Raw genomic sequence first — 25,040 nt, forward strand, 5'->3', positions numbered from 1 at the left:
CCCTTCAATGAAGCGCAGGCCCCCGCCCCGCGGCAATCGTGGACAGGCGCATCACAGCAACGAGGCGACGAGCTGCGCGCGATCCACGCTCTGGACATCGAACTCGTCCATCACCACGTTGGAGCGCTTGTCCGGTGCGCCGGGCGCACCTTTACGCAACAACAAGACAGCCCGCTGCCCGACTGCCAGCTTGGGCGCGCGGTACCACATCACGTCCTGGCTGTTGGCGAACATCACCTTGACCGTCTTCGGTGTCGTGCCCTTGATGACCTGATCGACCACCACCGTCGCCGTCGCCCAGTGCGGGTCGTGCTCGCTCTCCCGTGGCTTGGCCGCCGCCGCGGCCGCCTCCATGATGCCGGTGACGCGGCCGACAACGACGCTCGAGGCCTCCGCCGCACGCGCCTTGAGGCTGGCCCGCAGAGCGCTGGCCTGATCGCGCGCCTTGGCGCTGTCGGCGCTGGCGCCGGACAGTCGCCGTGCCGATGCCGGTTGCGGCGTGACCGCCTTGCGCTTGCCGGTTTCCTGGACCGCCAGGCTGGTGCCATAGAGCAGCCCTCGCGCGGAAAACTCGGCTTTCTCGCCCATCGCGGCGGGCTGGCGGAGCTGGACCGTGATCTCGCGGCCAACAATGGCGCGCATCGCATCGGGCGCCCGCACAACCGCGTCGACCCGAACGACCGCCGTGCGATCGCCGGCTTCAAGCAGCGCCTCGGTCGATTTGCCGAGCGCAATGACGGTGCCATGGAATACGAACGGAGCCTGGGAAGCCATGTGTCGCCCCCTTCGCAGACGTAGAGCTGCCACGAGTGTATCCCGCTTCGGCGCCAGCCTCGCATATCAGCGCGAGGCATGGGCTTCGAAAACGTGAACTACCGACGTGCCGCCAGCTTTGTGATAATGAAATCCAGCGCGGCCCAGGTGACGAGGAACGCCACGCACTCAAGCGTGAAGCTGTGGAATTTATAGAAGACCTCGGCAACCACCAGCGCACCGACGAGGCTCGGCAGCTGGATTGCGGTCAGTTGTCGTGTCGATAGGGATTTTATGAGCGTGTACATCGAGCCACTCCCCCCAATGAATGGAACGGCATCCTACGCTGGCACGCTGCATACGAATGTACACCAATTCCTGCAAAACCTGCAATGGAATCCCGGATAATTCGTTCGCAGGGTATGCTCCACCTCGATCTGTCCGGCGAGACAAACAGCGACACCCAGCAAGCGTTTCAGACGGCGCTCCGCCGGGTCTTTGACGTCGCGCATCGCGATGGCAGCTTGCCACCGCCTTGGACGCCCCCTGCTGCCGCAGGGCTATCGCATATGGCACTATCGGCCGAACCGTCAGAAGACGAACCACAGAGGCACAGCGCAGCCTTTGGCCGCAACCAAATGCGGGGAAAGCGCTTCATGGTGAGCCTGTCGAACCATGAAGCGGCGCACCACTGCCCGTGCGACGCCTTCATGGTTCGACTCGGTGAATGCTTCGCATTCACCTGTGCTCACCATGAAGGCTACAAAAATCATCGCGGCTTGCGAAGATTCTTGAGGTCAGTAGCACAGAGACACAGAAATCATGCAGAGGAAGACGCCACCGCGCGCCGAAGGCGCGCAGCCCTTCGTTCTCTGTGTTGCCTCTGTGCCTCTGTACTACTGACCTCAAGAATCTTCGCGAGCCGCGGCGATTTGGATCTGCTCGCTGTCATCCTGAGCGAAGCGAAGGATCTTTTGAGCGGTGCTGTCGCACGGGAACGATGGCGGCGTACGGCGTCTCGACGGCGCACGCCCGTGCGAAGCGACGGTCTAACAGATCCTTCGCTTCGCTCAGGATGACAGCGAGCGCGTGGCGGGCCCCTGTCCTTGGTTGCGGCCAAAGGCTGCGCTGTGTCTCTGTGGTTAGCTTTCATGGTGCCATATGCGGTCGCCCTACCTGCTGCCGCCGTCGCTCTCAATGCAGGCGGAGCCGTCGTCGGGTCTTCGACGTCACGGATCGGCCGCGTTTGAACGGCCATCGTTCCGGGTTGGATTGTTCCGTTCGGGTTGTCAGAGCGCACCGGGGTCGCCCTCTATTCACCCGATCAGCACCGGCACAACAGCGACCTTCAGCTTGTCCAGCCGCCTTGAAGAGCGCCGGCGCCGGGTGCCGATCGCGCTCGATGTGCATACGGACCTTGTGCGCAGGGGAAGACACTTCTTCGGCGGCCTGCTACTAATCGGTCGATCATCTCGACGGAGGGTGTCATGTACGCCGCAATTCGTCAGGCGAAGGCAAAGGCCGGTATGGCCGATCAGCTTGCCAGCCGGATCAAGGACGTAATTCCGATCATCAGCAGCGTCGAGGGCTTCATGGGATACTACGTGGTATACGCATCAGACGACACGCTGACCGCGATCAGCGTCTTCAACAACGTCGCCAGCGCCGAAGAATCGAACAGGCTGGCACTGGCCTGGATAGAAGAGAATCTTGGACCGCTGCTCGTCGGGCCTGCCACCGCGACGGCCGGGCCGGTGATCGTCCATTCCTTACCCTAACGCCAACTATCAACGCCAACTATCGCGGGAAGGGTGAGTCAGCGAGAGGCCTTCTGGGAAAGCGCACAAGGCGGACTTTTGCCAGGTTTCCACCTCGTGCCGGAAGTTCCCTTTGTGCGGATCCGCTTTGCCGGGATGAACTGACCGGAGTTCTTCCGAAACCAAGGCGGCGCGGCCCGATGCGCCGGCAATCATGATCGCGGCCTATGGTGAATGGATTGCCCGCCCTGGTGCTCCTTCGCCATCCGTCCTTGAGCGGGCACCAAATGCGTTGATGTCGCGATCTTTGCTTCGTAGTCACGGAGCCTTCCAAGGTTTGTTGGCCGGACCAACTGGCGCACCCATCCGCATGTAGCACTGCGAACAGGCGAAATGTCCGTTGTTGACGTTGTAGGTGCTCTCGAATTCCTTGACGTATCTCGCGGGCGATATTCTTCTGAGCAACGCCTCTTCAACGTACTCTTCGATTTCTTCGGGCGACTTGCCACACCCGATACAAACCGGCTTGTTTAGGTCTGCCATGTTCCAACCACAGTGCCGTGGGGATGCAGGACAAATGACGGATGAGCCGGCCCCGTGAAGACCACGGCGGTCAATCATCCGTCAGCGATGTTTCCTTGGTCCTACGCCACGCTCATGTCGAAACCGTTACGGTGGTAGTTCACTCAGCAGCGGAGCGCAACGGCAAAGGCTTGGTCGAAAATCGGGCGCTATGCGGCGTCAGGCCAGCCCTGCCTGTTTCAGCGGTATATGGCGCCACTTCCCCGGCCCATCGGGCTGCGGGGAGCGGGAATGCAACGAACACCATCTCACCCACCGGCGACTGAGGTCCGCTTCTGACCCGAAGCCGACATGCTCCGAGCATCCGTCAACGGCGAAGCTGGGGAATGGCGGCCGGCGGACGGTCATCGAAGAGATGAGGATGGCCGTACGGGCGGGCCGCGCCCTCCCGGCGCGCCAGTGCTCAGGGAGGGCGCGAAAGTTCGGCTTTCGGATAGGCAAGGGTCGCGTCTGGTGCAACGATGGGCCTGCCAGGCGCCAGCGAGGTGCGGGGGGGATAAGTCATGCTCAGACGCAGAGCGGTTTCACGCATGGCGCTCTCGTGCGCCGTCGTCGGGCTGGCGGGGTGCTCGATACCCGAGCGCGAGCCGGCCGTGCCGCTGGCCGACACGGAACGCGCCATGCCGTTCGGCATCGCCAATGCTCGGTACTTCGCCGACGGCGAGGTCAAGGAGATGGAGGTCGAAGGCCGCCGCGCGATCGAGCGCGAGGTCGCAGCGCGGCGCGCAGCGGGCCAGCCGCTGAGCCCGCTGCCGCCTGTGAATTACCTGGCCGTATCGGGCGGCGGTGACGACGGCGCGTTCGGCGCTGGCCTGCTGGCGGGTTGGAGCGAAAGCGGCACGCGGCCGGAGTTCAAGCTGGTCACCGGCGTGAGCACGGGCGCGCTGATCGCGCCGTTCGCGTTCCTGGGGTCCTCCTACGACGCGTCGTTGCGCGAGTGCTACACGTCGATGAAGGCCGAGAACGTCTTCAAGAAGCGGGGACTGACGGCCGCCATGTTCGACGACGCGATGGCCGACACCTCGCCGCTCGCCGAGGTGATCGCCCGTTATGCCAACGAGGCCATGCTGGAGGCCATCGCCCGCGAGTACGGCAAGGGCCGCATCCTGCTGATCGGAACGACCAATCTCGACGCGCAGCGGCCGGTGATCTGGAACATCGGCGCCATCGCGTCCAGCGGCAACCCGCGCGCGCTCGAGCTGTTCCGTAAGATACTGCGCGCGTCGGCGGCCGTGCCGGGCGCCTTCCAGCCCGTGCTATTCGACGTCGAGCTCGACGGACGCAAATACCAGGAGATGCACGTCGACGGCGGCGCCATCGCCCAGCTCTTCCTGTATCCGGCGTCGATCAACGTCGGCACCGCCGGGCCGCGGCGCGTGCGGCGGGCGTTCGTCATCAGGAACGCCCGGCTCGATCCGAACTATGCCGCCACCGAGCGGCGGACGATCAACATCGCCGGGCGGGCCGTCAGCACCATGCTGACCTCGAGCGGGCGCAACGACGTGCTGCGGACCTACTTCATCAGCAAGCGCGACGGCGTCGACTATAACCTCGCCTTCATCGGGTCCGACTTCAACACGCCGGGGTCCGGCGAATTCAGCCCGACATACATGGCGGCGCTGTACGACTATGGCTATCAGCATGCCCGGCAGGGATATCGCTGGCACAAGGCACCGCCGGGACTGGAGACGCCGGCTGCCGCGGTCAAGCCATGAGCAGTCGAACGGCAGAACGCGGGATGCGCCGTCAACCTTGAGCCTGGCGGCTCGATCAACCGGAACCGGATCTGCTTTCTCCATGCTTCGTCGGTGGTGCGCGACGCGGACGCACCAACCGCGCCTGCCGCATCGGCCGGGTCCGCGACAACCGAGACGGTGCGCAGGGTCACGCGCCCGGCTTCTGCCATTCCATGATGTGGAAGTACGGCACGCGGCGGTGCAGCGCCGCGCGCTGCGGATCGCCGCCCGCCGGCGCCGGCTCGGCGAAGTGGCGCAGCAGCAGACCCTGCCCGAGCAGCAGGGTCATGTAGGTGCTGAGCGGACGATGCCAGTTGCGGATGCGGATGCCCTTCCAATGCACCCACGCGGCGCGCTCTTCCAGATAGTGGTCGATATGGAAGCGCAGCTCGCCATACGCGTCGCGGGTCCAGCCGTCGGGCGGGCCTGCCGTGCTGAAGCTGTTGAGGTTGGCGATCAGCAGCGTGCCGCCGGGCCGCAGCGCCGCAGCCATGCCGGCAATGGCCGTCCGCAGATCGGGGATGTCGATCAGCGTCAGGTAGCTCACGACCAGGTCGAACGATCCTTCCGGCACGCCCAGCGCCTCGGCGCGGCCGATGCGGTAGTCGCCTTGCGGATCGAGCTGCCGCGCCCGGCGGACCAGGGCCTCGGTCGGGTCGATGCCGACGGGCTGGATACCTTCCCCGCGCATGATGCGGCAGAAGCGGCCCTCGCCGCAGCCGACATCCAGCGCGGCACGAAAGCCGCGCCCGCGCAATCGCGCGATCATCGGCGCATCCAGCACGAAGCGCCGGCCGTAGTCGCCCGCCTCGCCCTGTGCGGCGATCCATGCCGCCGCCGAGTCGTCCCATCCATCCGCGGCCATGGTGTCCATCGTACGCGCCCTCCGACCGGGGCGCCGTTCTAGCCACCCGGCGCCGTGCTGGCGAGCGCTCATGCCGGCGCGCGGCCATGCCAAGGCAGCCGTGGCACTGTCCCGGGATCGGAAAGGCGAAGGGCCGCGACAAGGTCCCCCCTACCTGCGGAGCATTCGCATATGCTGCCGTTCACCCCTCGCCCCGCGGCAGCGGGGAGAGGGAGGGGCCCATCGCGAAGCGATGGGAAGGTGAGGGGTACGAGCGATCAGTCCCTATCTCTGCTGCATGGCTTGATCGTTCCTACCCCTCACCTTCCCATGCCTTCGGCATGGGCCCCTTCCTCTCCCCGCTGCCGCGGGACGAGGAGACGGCACCGGTGCTCCCATATGCGAATCCCCTGCCTTTACCTGCGGACCCGGCCATGCTGCGCGACGGCCACGCCGACGGCATGATCCTGATGACCGGCAAGCTGCCCGCCGGGCCCGAGCCGCCGGCGTCGCTGCCCGTGGTGGTGGCATCGGAGATCATTGAGGGCGCTGGCTTCCCGCATGTGCAGGTGGACAACGTCGCCGCGGCGGCAGGCGCCGTGCAGCACCTGGTCGCGCTCGGGCACCGGCGCATCGCCCACATCACCGGTCCCGTGCCCGAGGTGCTGTCGGTGCATCGCCGCCGCGGCTACCGCCAGGCCATGCGCGCCGCCGACCTGAAGATCCCGCCGGGCTACATCCAGCGCGGCGACTTCCTGCTGGCCAGCGGCCGGGCCGGCTGCCGTGCCCTGCTCGACCTGCCGATGCCGCCGACCGCGATCTTCTGCGCCAACGACGAGATGGCCTTCGGCGCCATCCATGAGCTGCGCCAGCGCGGCCATGACGTGCCGGGCGACGTCTCGGTCGTCGGCTTCGACGACATCTACCTCAGCGAAGCGTTCTATCCGCCGCTGACGACGGTCAGCCAGCCGCGCGCCGAGATCGGCCGCATGGCCATGACGCAGCTGCTGGCGATGATGTCGGACAAGAACCCGTCGCGCGCCCCGGTGATCCTGCCCACGGCGCTGAAGGTGCGCGGCACCACGGCGCCGCCACGCATCGACCCTTCTCCCCGCGCAGGTCAGGGGCGCGAAGCGCGCCCGAGGGAGAAGGTGGCGCGAAGCGCCGGATGAGGGGCTTTTGCGATGTCGGGAGTAGGCATGATTTTTCTGGCGAACCCGCCTGTCGCCACGGTCGGGAAGCCCCTCATCCGCCGCCGGCGTTTCGACGCTTCGCGTCGAAACGCCTTTATCGGGCACCTTCTCCCCGCCTACGCGGGGAGAAGGGAAACACGCTAACCAACGAGGTGCATCATGACCAGCGCAACCAGGGACAAGCTGCGTATCGGCTTTGTCGGCACGGGCTTCATCGCCCATTTCCATCTGCGGGCGCTGGTCGGCGTGCGCAATGTCGACGTCACCGGGGTGTTCAGCCGCAACGCCGCCAACCGCGAGCGCGTCGTGCAGGCGGTGGCCGCGCTGGGGCTGGGCACGTGCCGCAGCCACGCCAGCCTGCAATCGCTGCTGCAGGCCGACGATGTCGATGCGATCTGGATCCTGTCGCCCAACGACACGCGGCTGGATGTCATGCGCGCCATCCATGCCGAGGTCACGGCAGGACGCTCCAAGGTGCTCGCCGTCGCCTGCGAGAAGCCGCTGGCGCGCACCATCGCCGAGGCGCGCGAGATGCTGCGGCTGGCCGAGGATGCCAAGCTCAACCACGGCTACCTGGAGAACCAGGTGTTCGCCACGCCGGTGCTGCGCGGCAAGGAGATCGTGTGGCGCCGCGCCGCGTCGGCCACCGGGCGGCCCTATCTGGCGCGCGCCGCGGAGGAGCATTCCGGCCCGCACGAGCCCTGGTTCTGGCAGGGCGACAGGCAGGGCGGCGGCGTGCTGTCGGACATGATGTGCCACAGCGTCGAGGTGGCACGGCATCTTCTGACCGCGCCCGGCGCGCCGCGCGGGTCGCTCAAGGTCAGATCGGTGAACGGCACGGTCGCCAACCTGAAATGGACGCGGCCGGCCTATGCCGATGCGCTGAAGAAGCGCTATGGCGCCGCGGTCGACTACCGCAACCGGCCGTCGGAGGATTTCGCGCGCGCCACGGTGACGCTCACCGACGACGACGGCCACGAGCTGATGATCGAGGCCACCACGTCCTGGGCCTATGTCGGCGCCGGGCTGCGCATCCAGCTCGAGCTGCTGGGCCCCGAATACGCCATGGAGTTCAATTCGCTGTCGACCGGCCTGCGCGTGTTCATGTCGCGCGCCGTCACCGGCGCCGAGGGCGAGGACCTGGTGGAGAAGCAGAACGCCGAGCAGGGGCTGATGCCCGTCCTGGAGGACGAAGCCGGCGTCTATGGCTACACCGACGAGAACCGCCACATGGTGGAATGCTTCCGCAAGGGCGAGACGCCGCTGGAGACCTTCCATGACGGGCTGGCCGTGGTCGAGATCCTGATGGGCCTGTACCGCTCGGCCGAGCTCGGCCAGACCGTGCACTTCCCGGCGCCGGAGCTGGAGACGTACGTGCCGCCGGTGGCCCGGCCGCGCGGGGGTTAGTTCATTTTTGGACCGCGCGCGTCCACGCGCGCATCGGCGCGCCAGCGCCGACAAGCTTTCGCTCTCCGCTTCGCGGCGGGCGATGCGCGCGTGGACGCGCGCGGTCCAAAATCAACCGAGGTTGAGCGTGGCGACGCCGGCGACGATCAGGGCCATGCCGAGCCAGCCGATGAGCGCGATGCGCTGGTGGAACAGCAGCCAGCCCAGCACCGCGGTCGCGACCAGGCCGACGCCGCCCCACAGCGCATAGGCCACCGACAAGTCCATGCCCTTGATCGCCTGCGACAAGGTCGCGAACGACGTCAGGATGCAGCCCAGCCCTGACATGCCCAGCAGCCGCTTCCTGAAGCCGTCCGCCATCTTCAGGAGCGCCGTGCCGCCGATGTCGAGCACCACCGAGGCCGCGAGCCACAGCAGCGGGATGATGGCGACGGAATGCGTCATGGCAGCCACCATCACGCAGCGCGCGCATTCGTGCCGCGCAGCAGCAGCCAGATGCCGACAAGGATGGCGCTCAACCCGAGCACGCGCAGCGGGCCCAGCGCCTCGCCGAAGACGAAATAGCCGATCGCCGCCAGGCCGACGATGCCCAGCCCTTCCCACAGCGCATAGGCTGCGACCATGGGGATGGCGCGCAGCGCGACGCTGAGCAGGAAGAGCGACAGGCTCAGCAAGCCCATCGACGCGATATAGCCGGCAACCGGCATGTCAGCCGCAAGCTTGAGCGCCGACGTGCCCGTCACCTCGACGGCGATCGCAGCCAGCAGAACAAGACGATGATAATTCATAGGACACGCAGGGATATTCACGCACCGGCGCGCGCCAGCGTGCAAACACCAGAAAACAGAAAACGGGATGGGTGGAAATCTTGTGGAGCGCGACGCTAACGCTGTGCCGTGACGTCGCGCTCCAAATCGCAGTGGGCGTGCCACCAGCGCAGAAGCGTTCCTGGAAAGCGTTCGGCATATGGGATCATAGCAAAGTCAAGCTATGCCCTGGCATGGATTCTGTCAAGTCAGGGCGGCTCGGCGAAAACGCATGGGCAGACATAAAACTGACATATGACGGTCACAGCCGAAATTCTATAAGCGCAACCGCAGACGATACGACATCTTCTATTTCTTCATTCAATCATATAACCATTATTATTTATGTATTTCTTTGTAAATAGCCAACTGACTTTGATGCTTAATTGCGATTTGACTGGGCGCGGCGGTTCGGTGATGAGGATACCGGCCGGCATTACTTCCGAAGGACGACCACCGACAGATGCGCACCGCCTATCTCGCCGCCGACGGCTTCCTGCCGCAGCTCGCCGAGGAGCTGCGCCGTGGCGGCATCCGCGTGACGGCGGCGCATGATCGCCTGCTGATCGCCGAGGGCGATGCGATCGCCAGCGCCTGGGCCGCCAACATCTGGCATGACGTGCAGGAGGTCGCGATCGCCTCGATCGGCGAGGCGGCGCAGAGGCTGCGCGCGGTGCAGCGCAACTGGGCCATGTACGCGCCCGTGCACCACCGCCGCGCGGCGCTGATCCAGGCGCGCCTGCCGCATGTGTCGGCCCGGCCGCTGGTCTTCCCCGGCGCGCTGCCCGCGGCGGCGCTGGGATCCTGGACATTGCTGGCGCCGGACCGGCTGCTGCACGCAGCGCGCTGCAGCGCCGCCTGCCCCAACGGCGAGATCACCTTCGCCGAGGACCGCAGCGGTCCGCCCAGCCGCGCCTATCTCAAGCTGTGGGAGGCCTTCACGCGCCTTGGCGCGTGGCCCGGGCCCGGCTCGCGCTGCCTCGACCTCGGCGCGACGCCGGGCGGGTGGACCTGGGTGATGGCCAGGCTCGGCGCCGATGTGATCGCCATCGACAAGGCGCCGCTCGATGCCGCGGTGGCGGCGATGCCGGGCGTGACATGGCGCGGCGAAAGCGCCTTCGCGCTCGATCCGGCGACGTTCGGCCCCGTCGACTGGCTGTGCAGCGACGTCATCTGCTATCCGGCGCGCCTGCTGAAGCTGGTGCAGCGCTGGCTGGCGGCGGGCAATGTGCGCCACTTCGTCTGCACGCTGAAGTTCCAGGGCGGGACCGACCACGACACGGCCGCCGCCTTCGCCGCCATCCCCGGCAGCCGGCTGTTCCACGCCCACAACAACAAGCACGAGCTGACATGGGCGCGGCTGTAGTCTTCCTCCTCCGGCGGGAGCGGCCGCCGTGCATCATCGTCATCCCGAGCGCCCCTTCGACAGGCTCAGGAGAGGGATCTCCCGCGAAAGACGCACGGTGCGCCATCCGCGGGAGATCCCTCGCTGCGCGCGGGATGACAGTCCTGCAGCCCGCGGCTACGGCCCCGGCGGCCAGTAGATCGACGATTGGTCATAGGCGCCCGGCGGGCCGCGCCGGTAGGCGGCCCGGTAGCCGTCGCGGTAGCCGCTGCGATAAGAGCCGTCGCGATACGAGCTGTCGCGGCCGTAGCCGTAACCGTAGCTGCTGCCGCCGTAGTAGCCGTCGCGATAATACGACGAGCGCGGGCCATCGTCGGGCACGCAGGCCGCCAGAAGCACAAGGGCAGCAATCGATAGTGGTGCAGCAAGGCGGGACATGGCGATCCCCTCTTACAGGCCGGTCTCCAGCCGAAGACCGTCACGACTTCATAGCCTGCAAGATCGTTCCCGTTCTTGTCAGCACTGCGTTGAGATTGAGGTGTTTCGGCGACTCGCCGCCACCGTCCCGGCATGGCCGCGCCGGGATGAGCATCTGGTCATGGCGGCGGAACGTGCTCTACTGTGCCGCAGCTGCAGCGTAAGCGGAGGGTCCGGGTGAGTGACGGGATGCGTCTGGCCGTCGATATCGGCGGCACGTTCACCGATGTCGTGCTGGAAATCGGCGATCCCCGCCGCGGCGGCAGGCGGCTGACGTGCAAGGTGCTGACGACACCGCGGGCGCCGGAGGAAGCCGTGATGGCCGGCACCCGCGCCATCCTGGCCGATTCAGGCCGCGCCTTCGCCGATATCGACGTCTTCGTGCACGGTACGACGCTGGCCACCAACGCCATCATCGAGCGCAAGGGCGCGCGCACGGCGCTGATTGCCACCGAGGGCTTCCGCGACACGCTGGAGATCGCCTACGAGAGCCGCTACGACCAGTACGACGTCTTCATCGAGAAGCCGCGGCAGCTGGTGCCGCGGGCGCTGCGCTTCACGGTGCCCGAGCGCATGGACGTGCAGGGCCGGGTCCGCCTGCCGCTCGACGAGGCGGCCGTCCGCGCGCTGGTGCCGACGCTCGCGCAGAAGGAGGTCGGCGCCATCGCCGTGGCCTTCCTGCACGCCTATGCCAATCCCGCCCACGAGCGGCGCACGCGCGAGATCCTGCTGCAAGAGCTGCCGGCGCTGTCGGTGACCTTGTCGTGCGAGGCCTGCCCCGAGGTGCGCGAGTACGATCGCACCTCGACGGCCGTGGCCAACGCCTACATCCAGCCGCTGATGGCCGGCTACCTGGCGCGGCTGCGCGACGGCTTCGCGGCCGAAGGCTTCCACGGCATGATCTACCTGATGACGTCGGGCGGCGGCCTCACGGCGCTGGAGACGGCGCGCCGGTTTCCCATCCGGCTGGTCGAATCGGGCCCGGCCGGCGGCGCCATCCTGGCCGCCAACGCCGCCGCCGAGCGCGGCGAGGACAAGGTGCTGTCCTTCGACATGGGCGGCACCACGGCGAAGATCTGCCTGATCCAGCACTACACGCCCTTCAAGTCGCGCAGCTTCGAGGTCGACCGCGCCGCGCGCTTCCTCAAGGGCAGCGGCCTGCCGCTGCGCGTCCCGGTGATCGAGATGGTCGAGATCGGCGCCGGCGGCGGCTCGCTGGCGCGCATCGACGCGCTCAAGCGCATCGTCGTCGGCCCCGAGAGCGCCGGCGCCGAGCCGGGCCCGGCGTCGTACGGCCGCGGCGGCACCCGGCCGACAGTGACCGATGCCGACGTCGTGCTGGGCAAGATCGATCCGGCGCGCTTCGCCGGCGGCACCATCCACCTCGATGTCGAGCGCGCGCGCCAGGCGCTGGACGCGGCGATCGGCGCCGAGCTGGCGCTGGCCAGCGAGATGGCGGCCTATGGCGTGGGCGAGATCGTCGACGAGAACATGGCCAACGCAGCGCGGGTGCACGCGGTGGAGCGCGGCGCGGTGATCGGCGAGCACACGATGATCGCCTTCGGCGGCGCAGCGCCACTGCACGCCGCGCGGCTGGCGGAGAAGCTGGGCCTGCAGCGCATCGTGGTGCCGCCCAATGCCGGGGTCGGCTCGGCCGTGGGCTTCCTGCAGGCGCCGGTCGCCTACGAGCTGATCCATTCGCGCTACATGCGGCTGGACGGGTTCGACCCGGCGGCGGCCAACGCGCTGATCGACGAGATGGCGCGCGAGGCGCATGCCCTGGTGGCGCCCGGCGCGCGCGGCCAGGCGGTGGTCGAGACCCGTGTCGCCTATATGCGCTATGTCGGCCAGGGTCACGAGATCACCGTGCCGCTGCCGGCCCGGCCACTCGACAGCAGCGACACCGAAACGCTGCGCCGCGCCTTCGAGCGCGAATATGCCGTGCTGTTCGAGCGCCACATCCCGGACGCCGCCATCGAGGCGCTGAGCTGGTCGGTTACGGTCGCCACCGAGGCACGCCGGCCAACCCAGGTGACGCCGCCGGCGCGCCGGCCGGCGCCCCGGCCCGTGGGCGCGCGGGCATTCTTCGATGCCCGCCAGTCGCGTCACGTCGAGGTGCCGGTCTACTGGCGCAGCGACCTGCAGCCCGGCGCCACGATCCCGGGGCCGGCGATCATCGCCGAGGACGAGACCTCGACCTTCGTGTCGCCGGCCTTCGATGCCTGGCTCGACGCCGCCGGCGGCATCGTGCTGGAACGCAAGCCCGCGGGCTGACCGCATGGAGGCAGGCCGTATCGCGAGCAGCTCGCCGGTCGCACCCGGCAAGGCCTGACGACCACGATCATCGCGCCGTGGGCGCCGGCCTCGATGTTGGCTTTTCTTATTGCCATGAAGTCGTCTGGTTAGATATTAAGAAGCATTCTTAGATGATCGTTCAATTTATTCTCTGATCATCCTAGTATTGTCAGCATTTTCGGCGGAAAGCGCTTGACTTGCCGTGGGGCGCCTGATACCCGAGCAGCATAGTACGATTGCCAGATATCCTTTTTTGAGCCAACAGTTAACGCGTTTGCGTGTGCACCTCAGTTTCAAGAGAGTGCCCTGTTGAGCGTGGCGATATCGGACAGTCCATCTGCGGGACGTTAATCCGCAGGTTCAAAAAATCGGTTCCATCTTGCCGCCGCGTCCCGCGTTTGCGAGGCCAGGTGCTCGCGCCGACCGCGGCCAAGGCCAGGAAACATACCGCCTGGGGAGGTGGTCATGGGGATCCGCAATAGCGCCTGACCGTGGCGGCAGGTTTCGCTAGACGCGAGGACTGCCGCCAGCAGCAATCTCAACCATGGCAGGCTGTGTTCTTCCGAGCCGTGCGCCGGAAAGGAGAGCTTGTTTCTCCTTGTCCACGGCAACGCACGATCGGAGGCGTGAGCTGCACCTGCCTGCTGACGATAAACGCATCGCCGCGTGAGACGATGCGAGGAGCTGACTTGCGTCCAAAGGAGCAGCACACAGCTCCGCACCGCCCAACAGCCTTCGTGGCTAAGCGGCCTCATGGCAACGAATGTCGTCAATGACACCTGCATTGCGCCGGTGACCAGACATGGGAGGGATTAAACCATGGCACCGAAAGACATCACCACGACCGACGACCTGACGATCGATCCGCTCGCGACAGCCGACCCGCTCACCATCTCCACCGACCGCGCCGACTATGCGCCCGGCGACACGGTGACGATCAGCCTCTCCGGCATCAAGGCCGGCGCCACCTATACGTTCCAGATCCAGGATCTGCCATCCGACCCCGGCGACAACGGCAAGGCAGACATATACAAGCCGTTCACCGTGACTGACGGCGGCAAAGGCGATCTCGACGGAGCCGCGAACGGCCAGATCGTCACGACGTGGACCGTTCCCCACAACAACGACGCCGTGAACGCGACGCTCAGCCTGACGGCGACCGGCGCGGACGGCTCCAAGGCATCAACGACATTCACGGACGCGCCCCCCGCATCGACCGTGAGCGTCAGGCTCGATCAATGGGCCGATGGACCGGCACCGGACGCCGACGGCACCGGCGGGAACAACGAAGTCTTCGTCAACGGCAACCTCAACCAGACCAAGGCGCATTACAACGAAGGCGACAGCGTTCCGTACCGGGCATTTCTCGACGACCTGAACACCGGTACGGTCTATGGCATCCAGATCCAGTGGGACACGGTCGATTCAGGCGCCTATGCACTCGACTACCTGACGAGCTTCAATTTCTCCTTCGAGGGCACGCGCCATCCCGGTGAACCGGATGTGACGCCGACCGTGGGTATCACCGATATCAGCTCCGGTGCCATCTCGACCGTCAATATCCCATCCGACCCGCAGCTTCTCACCGGGTTCGGCGCCCAGTTCGGCGTGACGGACGGCCTGGGGTCGGGCCAGCCGTCAGGGCAGCAGGTCTTCACGATCTTCGGCGCCGTCAGCAATCTCTCGACCAGCGCCATCACCTACAACGCCGATCATACCAAGGCATCGATCACCGTCTTCTTCACCTACAACGGCAGCACCGCCAACAACGCGGATAGCGTCGTCGTCGCCTGGGGCGGCCATATCGCGTCGTCCCTGGATTGGCGCGACGATCCGGGCGAGACGGTCCAAACGGCGTCTGATATCAGCGGCTCGCCCTATCACACGCGCGTGCTGACCCTGTTCGAGAACGGCGTCGCGACAAGCATCGGCAACCAGGACCGCTCGCTGTCCGCGGCGGCCGTGGAAGCGCCACCCGTCGCCAACGACATTTCCCTGCTGGCCGATGAGGACAACATCACGGGCGGCAACAACGACGTGCAGGCCGGTGACGACGCCCAGGCCAACCTGACCGGCACCCTGCCCGTCACCAACGCAACCAGCGTCAATTTCGCCGATCTGCACCTGGATCCCGTCCTCAATACGTCGAGCGCGCCCGTCACCTCCGGTGGCGCGGCGCTGACCTTCTTCTGGGACGGCGGCTCCGGGACACTCTTTGCGTCGACCAACACGAGCTCGCTCGCGAACGCACAGGCGTCGGCCGTTTTCAAGATCCAGGTCGCGGCCTCGTCTCCGTTCACCTATACCTTCACGCTGCTCGATCAGGTTGATCATCCAGCGGCCAACGGCACGGCGGACGACAACACCGAGAATCCCAACATCCTGGTCGACCTCACCTATACGGCAGTCGGTGTCGGAACCGACACCGGTGTCATACACGTCACGCTCGATGACGATATCCCGATCGTGACCGCGGCACAGCAGACCGGCACGGTCGACGAGGACGGCGTACCCGGCGGCATCGCCGGCGGCGTCGGCGACGTCGCCGGCGAGGCCACCGTCGCCACCGGCAGCGTCGCACCCCTGTTCAGCCCCGGCGCCGACCAGCCCCTGACCTTCAGCCTCAGCGCCGACACCAGCGGCCTGGCCGCCCTCACCTCCGGCGGCGTCGCCGTCACCTACGCGGTGGTCGGCAACACCCTCACCGCGTCGGCCGGCGGCAGCACCGTGTTCACGTTCTCGGTCAACAGCACCACCGGTGCCTGGACCTTCACGCTCAGTGACCAGCTCGATCATGCCGCCGGCAATGACGAGAACGACCTCACCATCAACCTCAGCTCGATCCTGCGCGCCACAGACTTCGACGGCGACACCGCCGCCGCCGCGGCCAATGCCCTGGTCGTCACCGTCGATGACGACACACCGACGGCAAGCCAGGCGTCACAGACCGGCACGGTCGACGAGGACGGCGTCCCCGGCGGCATCGCCGGCGGCGTCGGCGACGTTGCCGGCGAGGCCACCGTCGCCACCGGCAGCGTCACACCGCTGTTCAACTCGGGCGCCGACCAGCCCCTGACCTTCAGCCTCAGCGCCGACACCAGCGGCCTGGCCGCCCTCACCTCCGGCGGCGTCGCCGTCACCTATGCGGTGGTCGGCAACACTCTCACTGCATCCGCCGGCGGCAGCACCGTGTTCACGTTCTCGGTCAACGGCAGCACCGGCGACTGGACGTTCACGCTCAGTGATCAGCTCGATCACGCCACCGGCAACGACGAGAACGACCTTACCATCAACCTCAGCTCGATCCTGCGTGCCACCGACTTCGACGGCGACACCGTCGCTGCCGCAGCCAATGCCCTGATCGTCACCGTCGATGACGACACGCCGACGGCGAGCCAGGCCTCTTCGACCGGCACGGTCGACGAGGACGGTGTCACTGGCGGCATCGCCGGCGGTGTCGGCGACGTCGCCGGCGAGGCCACCGTCGCCACCGGCAGCGTCACACCGTTGTTCAACTCGGGCGCCGACCAGCCCCTGACCTTCAGCCTCAGCACTGACACCAGCAACCTGGCCGCCCTCACCTCCGGCGGCGTCGCCGTCACCTACGCGGTGGTCGGCAACACCCTCACCGCGTCGGCCGGAGCCAACACCGTCTTCACCTTCAGCCTCAACGGCACCACCGGCGATTGGACGTTCACCCTGGTCGACCAGCTCGATCATGCCACCGGCAATGACGAGAACGACATTACCATCAACCTCAGCTCGATCCTGCGCGCCACAGACTTCGACGGCGACACCGTCGCCGCCGCCGCCAACGCCCTGGTCGTCACCGTCGACGACGACACACCGACGGCGAGCCAGGCCTCTTCGACCGGCACGGTCGACGAGGACGGTGTTCCCGGCGGCATTGCCGGCGGTGTCGGCGACGTCGCCGGCGAGGCCACCGTCGCCACCGGCAGCGTCACGCCGCTGTTCAACTCGGGCGCCGACCAGCCCCTGACCTTCAGCCTCAGCGCCGACACCAGCGGCCTGGCCGCCCTCACCTCCGGCGGAGTCGCCGTCACCTACGCGGTGGTCGGCAACACCCTCACCGCCTCCGCTGGAGCCAACACCGTCTTTACCTTCAGCCTCAACGGCACCACCGGCGATTGGACGTTCACCCTGGCCGACCAGCTCGATCATGCCACCGGCAATGACGAGAACGCCCTTGCCATCAACCTCAGCTCGATCCTGCGCGCCACAGACTTCGACGGCGACACCGTCGCCGCCGCGGCCAATGCCCTGATCGTCACCGTCGATGACGACACGCCGACGGCGAGCCAGGCATCGCAGACCGGCACGGTCGACGAGGACGGTGTCCCCGGCGGCATTGCCGGCGGTGTCGGCGACGTCGCCGGCGAGGCCACCGTCGCCACCGGCAGCGTCACACCGCTGTTCAACCCAGGCGCCGACCAGCCCCTGACCTTCAGCCTCAGCACCGACACCAGCAACCTGGCCGCCCTCACCTCCGGCGGCGTCGCCGTCACCTACGCGGTGGTCGGCAACACCCTCACCGCCTCCGCCGGAGCCAACACCGTCTTCACCTTCAGCCTCAACGGCACCACCGGCGATTGGACGTTCACCCTGGTCGACCAGCTCGATCACGCCACCGGCAACGGCGAGAACGATCTGGCCGTCAACCTCAGCTCGATCCTGCGCGCCACCGACTTCGACGGCGACACCGTCGCCGCCGCAGCCAACGCCCTGATCGTCACCGTTGATGACGACACACCGACGGCGAGCCAGGCGTCGTCGACCGGCACGGTCGACGAGGACGGCGTACCCGGCGGCATCGCCGGCGGTGTCGGCGATGTCGCCGGCGAGGCCACCGTCGCCACCGGCAGCGTCACGCCGCTATTCAACTCGGGCGCTGACCAGCCCCTGACCTTCAGCCTCAGCGCCGACACCAGCGGCCTGGCCGCCCTCACCTCCGGCGGCGTCGCCGTCACCTACGCGGTGGTCGGCAACACCCTCACCGCCTCCGCCGGAGCCAACACCGTCTTCACCTTCAGCCTCAACGGCACCACCGGCGACTGGACCTTCACCCTGGTCGACCAGCTCGATCATGCCGCCGGCAACGACGAGAACGACCTGGCCGTCAACCTCAGCTCGATCCTGCGCGCCACCGACTTCGACGGCGATGTTGTCGCCGCCGCCGCCAACGCCCTGGTCGTCACCGTCGACGACGACTCGCCCGTGCCGCTCACACCGGCCATCCTGTCGGTCAGCAACGCCGCCAGCGCCACCGCCAACGCCGCGCTGGGTGCATTCAACCACGTCGGTGCCGACCAGCCCGGCTCCTCCGTCTTCATCGGCCTCAACGGCTCCGTGCTGCAGGGCGCCATCCAGGACGGCACCCCGACGCTCGAGAACCTCAAGGCCGGCGGCTCGGACATCTTCCTGTTCGGCTTCGGCACCAGCACCCTGATCGCCACGACGGACGCCACCAACACCGACGTGGCCCAGCGGGTCTTCACCATGGGCCTCAATCCTGACGGCTCGGTGCAGGCCAACGACCTCTACAGCATCAACATGTTGCGGCCGGTCGACAACCTCGTCGACGTCGGCTTCGGCAACTTCACCGCCGCCCCGGCCTCGGGTAACCCCTTGACCCTGGTCGTCAACGATATCGGCGGCAGCACCATCGATGCTCTGTTCAGCGGCTTCGTCGACCAGAGCAACAACTCGTCGACCCAAACCACGGTCAACGTCAGCGGCGCCGGCGTTGGTGTCGGCACCGGACAGGATTTCGATTTCGATCCGCAGACCGCCAGCGCGACTGACGATCTGACCGACCGTATGAGGATCCAGTTCCTGGCGGATGACGGCGACGGCATCCTGGAGACCGGCGAGGCCCGCACGGTCAACCGGTTCACGTTCATCATGAACCAGAACAACCCACCGGGCGACGACGGCGACGCCCTGATCCGCGTCTACAACGCTACCGGGGCCGAGGTACAGATCACCGGCATCCTCGTCAACGGTGCGACCCTGGTCGGCGCGGGTGGTGCACCGGTGCCGAGCCACGACCCCAGTCCCGGCGGCAATGTCACTGCCACCGCCAACGGCTTGGGTTATGAATTGCACGGCCTGGGCGGCGGCACATCGGGCAGCACGGCCGACAACGACACCGTGACCATCATCACGGCGGCCGGCTACCAGCGGATCGATATCGCCGGCATCGGCAACGATTCGAACAAGGATACGTTCGACATCCTGCTGCAGAGCGTCGCCGTCCCGACGCCGTTCGACATCGTCTTCAACACCCAGGCGAACTTGACCGACTTCGACGGCGACAGCGCCGCGGCCAGCCAGCTCGAAGTCCATCTGCTCGCCTGACGGCCAGACGCCACACACCTGGCCGGCGCCGCCGCAGGCGCCGGCCGCCCCGCGGACAGTCAAGCGCAGCGTCGCCATGATGCACATCGCGAAACCTCTCCCGGCAGCGGCGGCGTCCCTGATCTGGCGCCAGGCGCCGGCGCTGGTCGTCTTCAGCTTCCTGGTCAACCTCCTGCTGCTGGTCAGCGCCATCTACATGCTGCAGGTCTACGATCGCGTGCTATCGAGCGGCTCGCTCGACACGCTCGTCTGGCTGACCGCGGCAGCGCTGGCCGCCATGGTCGTCTACGGGCTGCTGGAGCATGTGCGACGGCTGATGCTGGGCCGCATCGGCTATTGGCTCGAAACCGAGCTCAGCGGTCCGGTGATCCGCCGCACCATGCAGGCGCGCCTGGCCGGCACGAAGACGGACGCCAGCCTCAGAGACGTCGGCGACCTGCGCGCCTTCATGGCCGGCGAACCGATCCTCGCCTTCCTCGACGCGCCGTGGGCACCGGTATTCATCGGGCTGCTGTGGTTCCTGCATCCCGCACTGGGCGTGCTCGCGACCGCGGGCGCCGCGGTGCTGTTCCTGGCCGCGCTGACCAACGATCTGCTGACCCGCAAGCGCCAGCAGCGCAGCGCCGCCATCCTGCGCGCCAGCCAGACCAGCGTTGCGCACTATGTCGAGAACGCCGAGACGATCAGCGCACTGGGCATGACCGGCGCCGTGATCGGCCGCTGGCAGGAACGGCAGCGCGAGGCCGGCGCCGAGCAGCAGCGTCTCGCCGAAACGACGGCAGCCATCGGCAATGTCTCGCGGGCGCTGCGCCTGGCGCTGCAGACCATGATCCTGGGGCTGGGCGCCTACTACGTGCTCCAGGGCCAGCTCACATCCGGCGGCATGGTCGCGGGATCGATCATCCTCGGGCGCGCGCTCGCCCCGGTCGAGCGCTCGATCGCGGCATGGCGCGGCCTGGTCGCCGCCGCGGCGGCGCGGCGCAATCTCGATCGCCTCTTCGGCCCAGCCGAGATCGCGCGCGATCCGTTTCCGCTGCCGCGACCGCAGGGCTGGCTCGCGGTCCAGAGCCTGCACTACACGGCGCCGCAATCGCAGCATCCCGTTCTCAAGAGCATCACCTTCGCCCTGGAGCCCGGCCAGGTCTGCGCCGTCGTCGGTCCCTCGGGGGCCGGCAAGTCGACGCTGTGTCGCCTCATCGTCGGCGCCTGGAAGCCGGCGTATGGCCATATCCGGCTCGACGGCGCCGAAGTCTCGACATGGCATTCCGAGGATCTCGGGCAGTATATCGGCTACCTGCCGCAGCAGGTCGTGCTTTTCCCCGGTTCGGTGGCCCAGAACATCGCACGCCTGCGATCCGCCGACAGCGCCGACGTGATCGCCGCCGCCAGGCTTGCCGGCGTGCACGAGATGATCCTGCGCCTGCCGGACGGCTACGAGACCGATATCGGCGTGCATGGCGATCGCATCTCCACCGGCCAGCGCCAGCGGCTGGGGCTGGCGCGCGCCCTGTTCGGCGATCCCAGCCTGATCGTGCTCGACGAGCCGAACGCCAATCTCGACAGCGAGGGCGACCAGGCCCTCCTGCAGACGCTGCTGGCGCTCAAGCAGAAGGGGCGCACGATCGTCATCGTGACGCATCAGCAACGCATGCTGCAGGTATGCGACATGACACTGGTGCTGATGGAGGGTCAGGTCACGGGCTTCGGCAAGCGCGACGACGCCCTGGCGGCGCTGGCCAGCAGCACGCGCAAGCCCCGCGACGGGGCCGCGCGTACCGCCGACGATCCCCTTGCCGCACGCCCCAAGCTCGTGAAGGCGGAGTAAGGACCATGGCGCAAACCCTGCAGCAATGGTGGCAGCAGGTCCTGTCGCTCATCGCGACGTGGTGCGACAGCCTGCTCGACTTCCTCCGGTCGGCGACGCTGGACGATCTCGTGTCCTTGGCCATGCGCGAGTGGCCCTTGATCCTGGCGGTCGGTGTCGCCCTGCTCTGGCTCGCCGCCTCCCGGCGTCGCACGCACGGCATCGATGCGGCCGGCCTGGCGGCGATGATCCGCGGCCCCCGCGCCCTGGGCTATGCCGTGGGCGTGGCGTTCTTCGGCGGCCTCGCCGCATGGTCGTGGATCGCGCCGCTGGCCAGTGCCGCGATCGCGCCGGGCGTGGTCAGTCCCGACGGCCATCGCAAGACCGTGCAGCACCTGGAGGGCGGCATCATCCGGGCGATCCATGTCCGCGAGGGTGACGTCGTGGCCGTCGGCGACAGGCTGGTGACCCTGGAGGAGACGCAGGCACGCGCCAAGCTGGACGAGATGCGCGAACGCTATGTCCATCTACTGACCGCCGAGGCCCGCCTGATCGCCGAGCAGAGCGGCGCCGAGCAGATCGCGTTCCCGCCCGAGATCACGGTCAACGCGACCGTCGGGACCAGGCGGGCCATGACCAGCCAGGTGGACCTGCTGGGCAGCCGGCGCGCCACCCAGCAGGGCAAGGAACGCATCCTCACCCAGCGGATCAGGCAGTCGGAGGAAGAGATCGCCGGGCTGCGCAAGATCATTGCCGCCCAGGCCACGCAGCTGCAGCTGCTCGATCGTGAAATCGTGATCGTTCGCAAGCTCTACGAGCAGGGCATCGAACGCCTGCCGCGCCTGCTGGCGCTCGAGCGCACGCAGGCCGAGGTGCGCGGCGAGCAGGCCAACAACGAGGCGCGCATCGCGCGCATCCAGCAGCAGATCGGGGAGACCGAGATCCAGCTGCTGACCATGCGTGACCAGGACAAGGAGCGCGCCAACGACGAACTGACCAAGGTCCGCGAGCAGCTCGCCGTCCTGCGCAGCGAACTGCCGGGACGCGAGGACATCCTCACCCGCACGGTCATCCAGGCGCCGATCGCGGGCGTCGTGATGAACGTGAAAGTCACGACCGAGGCGGGAGTCGTCGGGCCGGGCCAGGCGCTTCTCGACATCGTGCCGGGCGAGGCGAAGCTGATCATCGACGCCCGCCTGAAGCCCAACGACATCGACGTCGTTCAGCCGGGCATGCGGGCGCGCGTGCTGCTGACGGCCTATCGCCAGCGCGTCATGCCGCAGATCTTCGGCACGCTGCGTTCCGCGTCGGCCGATCGCCTGGTCGACGACCGGACGGGAGAAGCCTACTTCCTCGCCAAGATCGAGGTCGATGCGGATGATATCGCGCGCCTGAAGGACGTGCGGCTGGCGCCGGGCATGTCGGCCGAGGTCATGATCCTCACCGGCGAGCGCACCGTCATGGACTATCTCCTGCGCCCATTGATCGAGTCGTTCATCAAGAGCTTCCGCGAGAGCTGAGGAGAGCGCGGCGCGGCTCGCCGCGGGCGGAAAATCGCGGTGTCGCATCGGCGAAGCGCCTGTGCCCATGGCCGCATGGCATGGGCGGCCATCTCCGGCACCGATCTCCAGCTGCACGCTCCATCCCCGTCGGGCGGCCGTGGTGCCCAGCCAGCCTGGACCGGCGCGCAGGTCCGGCCGGCACCCGGCCGGCCGCTGATGGCCACTTTGCCAAGCCATGTCGCGGCACTACAGTAGGCCCGTTTCCGGGTCCGCCTTGTCGAGCGGGCACAGGTCTCCTTGGAGGGGGGCTCTGCTGCTGCGAGACTCCGGATGTCGCTCGCGGCGGATGCTTCAGCAGGGAGAACGACCCATGCCAGCCAAGGACGTCAAGTTCTCCACCGAGGCGCGGGAGAAGATGCTGCGCGGCATCGACATCCTCGCCAACGCGGTGCGTGTCACACTCGGCCCCAAGGGCCGCAACGTGGTGCTCGACAAATCGTTCGGCGCGCCGCGCATCACCAAGGACGGCGTCGCCGTCGCCAAGGAGATCGAGCTCGAGGACAAGTTCGAGAACATGGGCGCGCAGATGGTGCGCGAGGTGGCGTCCAGGACCAGCGACGCCGCCGGCGACGGCACCACGACCGCGACCGTGCTCGCCCAGGCCATCGTCAGGGAGGGCGCCAAGGCCGTGGCCGCCGGCATGAACCCGATGGACCTCAAGCGCGGCATCGACATGGCGGTCGAGGCCGTCGTCGCCGATCTCAAGAAGCATGCGCGCAAGATCACGCGCAACGACGAGATCGCCCAGGTCGGCACCATCTCGGCCAACGGCGACCAGGAGATCGGCACCTTCCTGGCCGAGGCGATGCAGAAGGTCGGCAACGAGGGCGTGATCACGGTCGAGGAGGCCAAGTCGCTGCAGACCGAGCTGGAGGTGGTCGAAGGCATGCAGTTCGACCGCGGCTATGTCTCGCCCTACTTCATCACCAACGCCGACAAGATGCGGGTGGAGCTCGACGAGGCGAGCATCCTGGTGCACGAGAAGAAGCTCGCGACCCTGCAGCCGCTGCTGCCGGTCCTGGAAGCGGTGGTGCAGTCTGGCAAGCCGCTGCTGATCATCGCCGAGGATGTCGAGGGCGAGGCGCTGGCGACCCTGGTGGTGAACAAGCTTCGCGGCGGGCTCAAGGTGGCGGCGGTCAAGGCGCCGGGCTTCGGCGACCGCCGCAAGGCGATGCTGGAGGACATCGCCATCCTGACCGGCGGCACCTGCATCAGCGACGATCTCGGCATCAAGCTCGAGAACGTGACGATGGACATGCTGGGCCGCGCCAAGAAGGTCGAGGTCGACAAGGAGGCCACCACCATCGTGAGCGGCGCCGGCGCCAAGAAGGACATCACCGCCCGCATCCAGCAGATCCGGGCGCAGATCGAGGAGACGACGTCGGACTACGACAAGGAGAAGCTGCAGGAGCGGCTGGCCAAGCTGGCCGGCGGCGTCGCCGTGATCCGCGTCGGCGGCGCCACGGAGGTCGAGGTCAAGGAGCGCAAGGACCGGGTCGACGATGCCATGCACGCCACCAAGGCCGCGGTCGAGGAAGGCGTGCTGCCCGGCGGCGGCGTGGCCCTGCTGCGCACGACAAAGGCGCTGGACAAGCTGGAGCCTGCCAACGGGGACCAGAGGACCGGGATCGACATCGTGCGCCGTGCCCTGCAGGCCCCGGCGCGCCAGATCGCGCTCAACGCCGGCGAGGACAGCTCGGTCGTGGTCAACCGCGTGCTCGAGAAGCGGGACTACGCCCACGGCTATGATGCCCAGAGCGGCACATACGGCGATATGTACGACAAGGGCATCATCGACCCGGCCAAGGTGGTGCGCACGGCCCTGCAGGGCGCCGCGTCGATCGCCGCCCTGATGATCACGACGGAGGCCATGATCGCCGAGCGGCCCGAGAAGAAGCCGGCGCCGATGCCCGGTCCCGGCGCCGACATGGACTACTGACGCGCCCTCCCCTCGCCCCGCAGCAGCGGCAGGGCATTCGCATATGCCCCTACCGTCATCCCGAGCGTAGCGAGGGATCTCCCGCGAATGGCGCACCGTGCGCCTTGCCGCAGGAGATCCCTCTCCTGAGCCTGTCGAAGGGGGCGCTCGGGATGACAGCGA

The 25,040-nt window shown here is 67.4% G+C and carries 15 protein-coding genes and 1 pseudogene; 10 read left to right on the plus strand and 6 right to left on the minus strand.

Annotated elements, in window-relative coordinates; translation table 11 throughout:
• Positions 1-51: 51 nt before the first annotated feature.
• Positions 52-774, minus strand: coding sequence for a hypothetical protein (locus tag FHP25_RS20060; protein WP_147848739.1), 723 nt, complete (start codon positions 772-774; stop codon positions 52-54).
• Between the two features lie 98 nt (positions 775-872).
• Complete coding sequence (locus FHP25_RS20065) at positions 873-1,061, minus strand: hypothetical protein (protein ID WP_147848740.1); 189 nt, start codon at positions 1,059-1,061, stop codon at positions 873-875.
• A gap of 1,179 nt (positions 1,062-2,240) precedes the next feature.
• Here FHP25_RS20065 and FHP25_RS20075 point away from each other — a divergent pair.
• Together FHP25_RS20075 and FHP25_RS20080 are read left to right on the plus strand one after the other, a co-directional pair.
• Complete coding sequence (locus tag FHP25_RS20075; RefSeq protein WP_147848742.1) at positions 2,241-2,531, plus strand: antibiotic biosynthesis monooxygenase; 291 nt, start codon at positions 2,241-2,243, stop codon at positions 2,529-2,531.
• Positions 2,532-3,595: 1,064 nt separating this feature from the next.
• Positions 3,596-4,807: a patatin-like phospholipase family protein gene (locus FHP25_RS20080; protein WP_147848743.1), complete on the plus strand. Its 1,212-nt coding sequence runs from the start codon at positions 3,596-3,598 to the stop codon at positions 4,805-4,807.
• 169 nt (positions 4,808-4,976) lie between these two features.
• Here the strand turns inward: FHP25_RS20080 and FHP25_RS20085 are convergent, their stop codons facing one another.
• Positions 4,977-5,693: a class I SAM-dependent methyltransferase gene (locus FHP25_RS20085; protein ID WP_218578471.1), complete on the minus strand. Its 717-nt coding sequence runs from the start codon at positions 5,691-5,693 to the stop codon at positions 4,977-4,979.
• Between the two features lie 413 nt (positions 5,694-6,106).
• Between FHP25_RS20085 and FHP25_RS20090 the strand changes: the two are divergent.
• Positions 6,107-6,772 (plus strand): annotated as a pseudogene (locus tag FHP25_RS20090) (substrate-binding domain-containing protein); the annotation flags it as partial.
• A gap of 252 nt (positions 6,773-7,024) precedes the next feature.
• Entirely contained in the window at positions 7,025-8,272 is a 1,248-nt protein-coding gene (locus FHP25_RS20095; RefSeq protein WP_147848746.1) for a Gfo/Idh/MocA family protein, read from the plus strand.
• A gap of 111 nt (positions 8,273-8,383) precedes the next feature.
• Here the strand turns inward: FHP25_RS20095 and mdtI are convergent, their stop codons facing one another.
• A complete protein-coding gene (mdtI, locus tag FHP25_RS20100; protein ID WP_147848747.1) occupies positions 8,384-8,716 on the minus strand; it encodes a multidrug/spermidine efflux SMR transporter subunit MdtI in 333 nt (110 codons plus the stop codon).
• Positions 8,717-8,727: 11 nt separating this feature from the next.
• Positions 8,728-9,060, minus strand: coding sequence for a DMT family transporter (locus FHP25_RS20105; protein ID WP_147848748.1), 333 nt, complete (start codon positions 9,058-9,060; stop codon positions 8,728-8,730).
• Between the two features lie 481 nt (positions 9,061-9,541).
• Here FHP25_RS20105 and FHP25_RS20110 point away from each other — a divergent pair, with 481 nt between their 5' ends.
• On the plus strand, positions 9,542-10,444 hold the full coding sequence (locus FHP25_RS20110) for an SAM-dependent methyltransferase (protein ID WP_147848749.1): 903 nt from the start codon (positions 9,542-9,544) through the stop codon (positions 10,442-10,444).
• A gap of 156 nt (positions 10,445-10,600) precedes the next feature.
• Here the strand turns inward: FHP25_RS20110 and FHP25_RS20115 are convergent, their stop codons facing one another.
• A complete protein-coding gene (locus tag FHP25_RS20115; protein WP_147848750.1) occupies positions 10,601-10,861 on the minus strand; it encodes a hypothetical protein in 261 nt (86 codons plus the stop codon).
• A gap of 228 nt (positions 10,862-11,089) precedes the next feature.
• Between FHP25_RS20115 and FHP25_RS20120 the strand changes: the two genes are divergently transcribed.
• The 5 genes from FHP25_RS20120 to groL all read left to right on the plus strand — a co-directional run bounded on the left by FHP25_RS20120 (position 11,090) and on the right by groL (position 24,878).
• The gene (locus tag FHP25_RS20120; RefSeq protein WP_147848794.1) at positions 11,090-13,174 is read left to right on the plus strand and encodes a hydantoinase/oxoprolinase family protein; all 2,085 of its coding nucleotides are present in this window, start codon (positions 11,090-11,092) and stop codon (positions 13,172-13,174) included.
• Between the two features lie 840 nt (positions 13,175-14,014).
• Entirely contained in the window at positions 14,015-19,573 is a 5,559-nt protein-coding gene (locus FHP25_RS20125; RefSeq protein ID WP_147848751.1) for a beta strand repeat-containing protein, read from the plus strand.
• 76 nt (positions 19,574-19,649) lie between these two features.
• Complete coding sequence (locus FHP25_RS20130) at positions 19,650-21,398, plus strand: type I secretion system permease/ATPase (RefSeq protein WP_231712405.1); 1,749 nt, start codon at positions 19,650-19,652, stop codon at positions 21,396-21,398.
• 5 nt (positions 21,399-21,403) lie between these two features.
• The gene (locus FHP25_RS20135; protein WP_231712406.1) at positions 21,404-22,897 is read left to right on the plus strand and encodes an HlyD family type I secretion periplasmic adaptor subunit; all 1,494 of its coding nucleotides are present in this window, start codon (positions 21,404-21,406) and stop codon (positions 22,895-22,897) included.
• Positions 22,898-23,249: 352 nt separating this feature from the next.
• Positions 23,250-24,878, plus strand: a complete 1,629-nt coding sequence (groL, locus tag FHP25_RS20140; RefSeq protein WP_147848752.1) for a chaperonin GroEL — start codon at positions 23,250-23,252, stop codon at positions 24,876-24,878.
• Positions 24,879-25,040 lie beyond the last annotated feature (162 nt).

The organism is Vineibacter terrae (assembly GCF_008039615.1).
Lineage (GTDB): Bacteria > Pseudomonadota > Alphaproteobacteria > Reyranellales > Reyranellaceae > Vineibacter > Vineibacter terrae.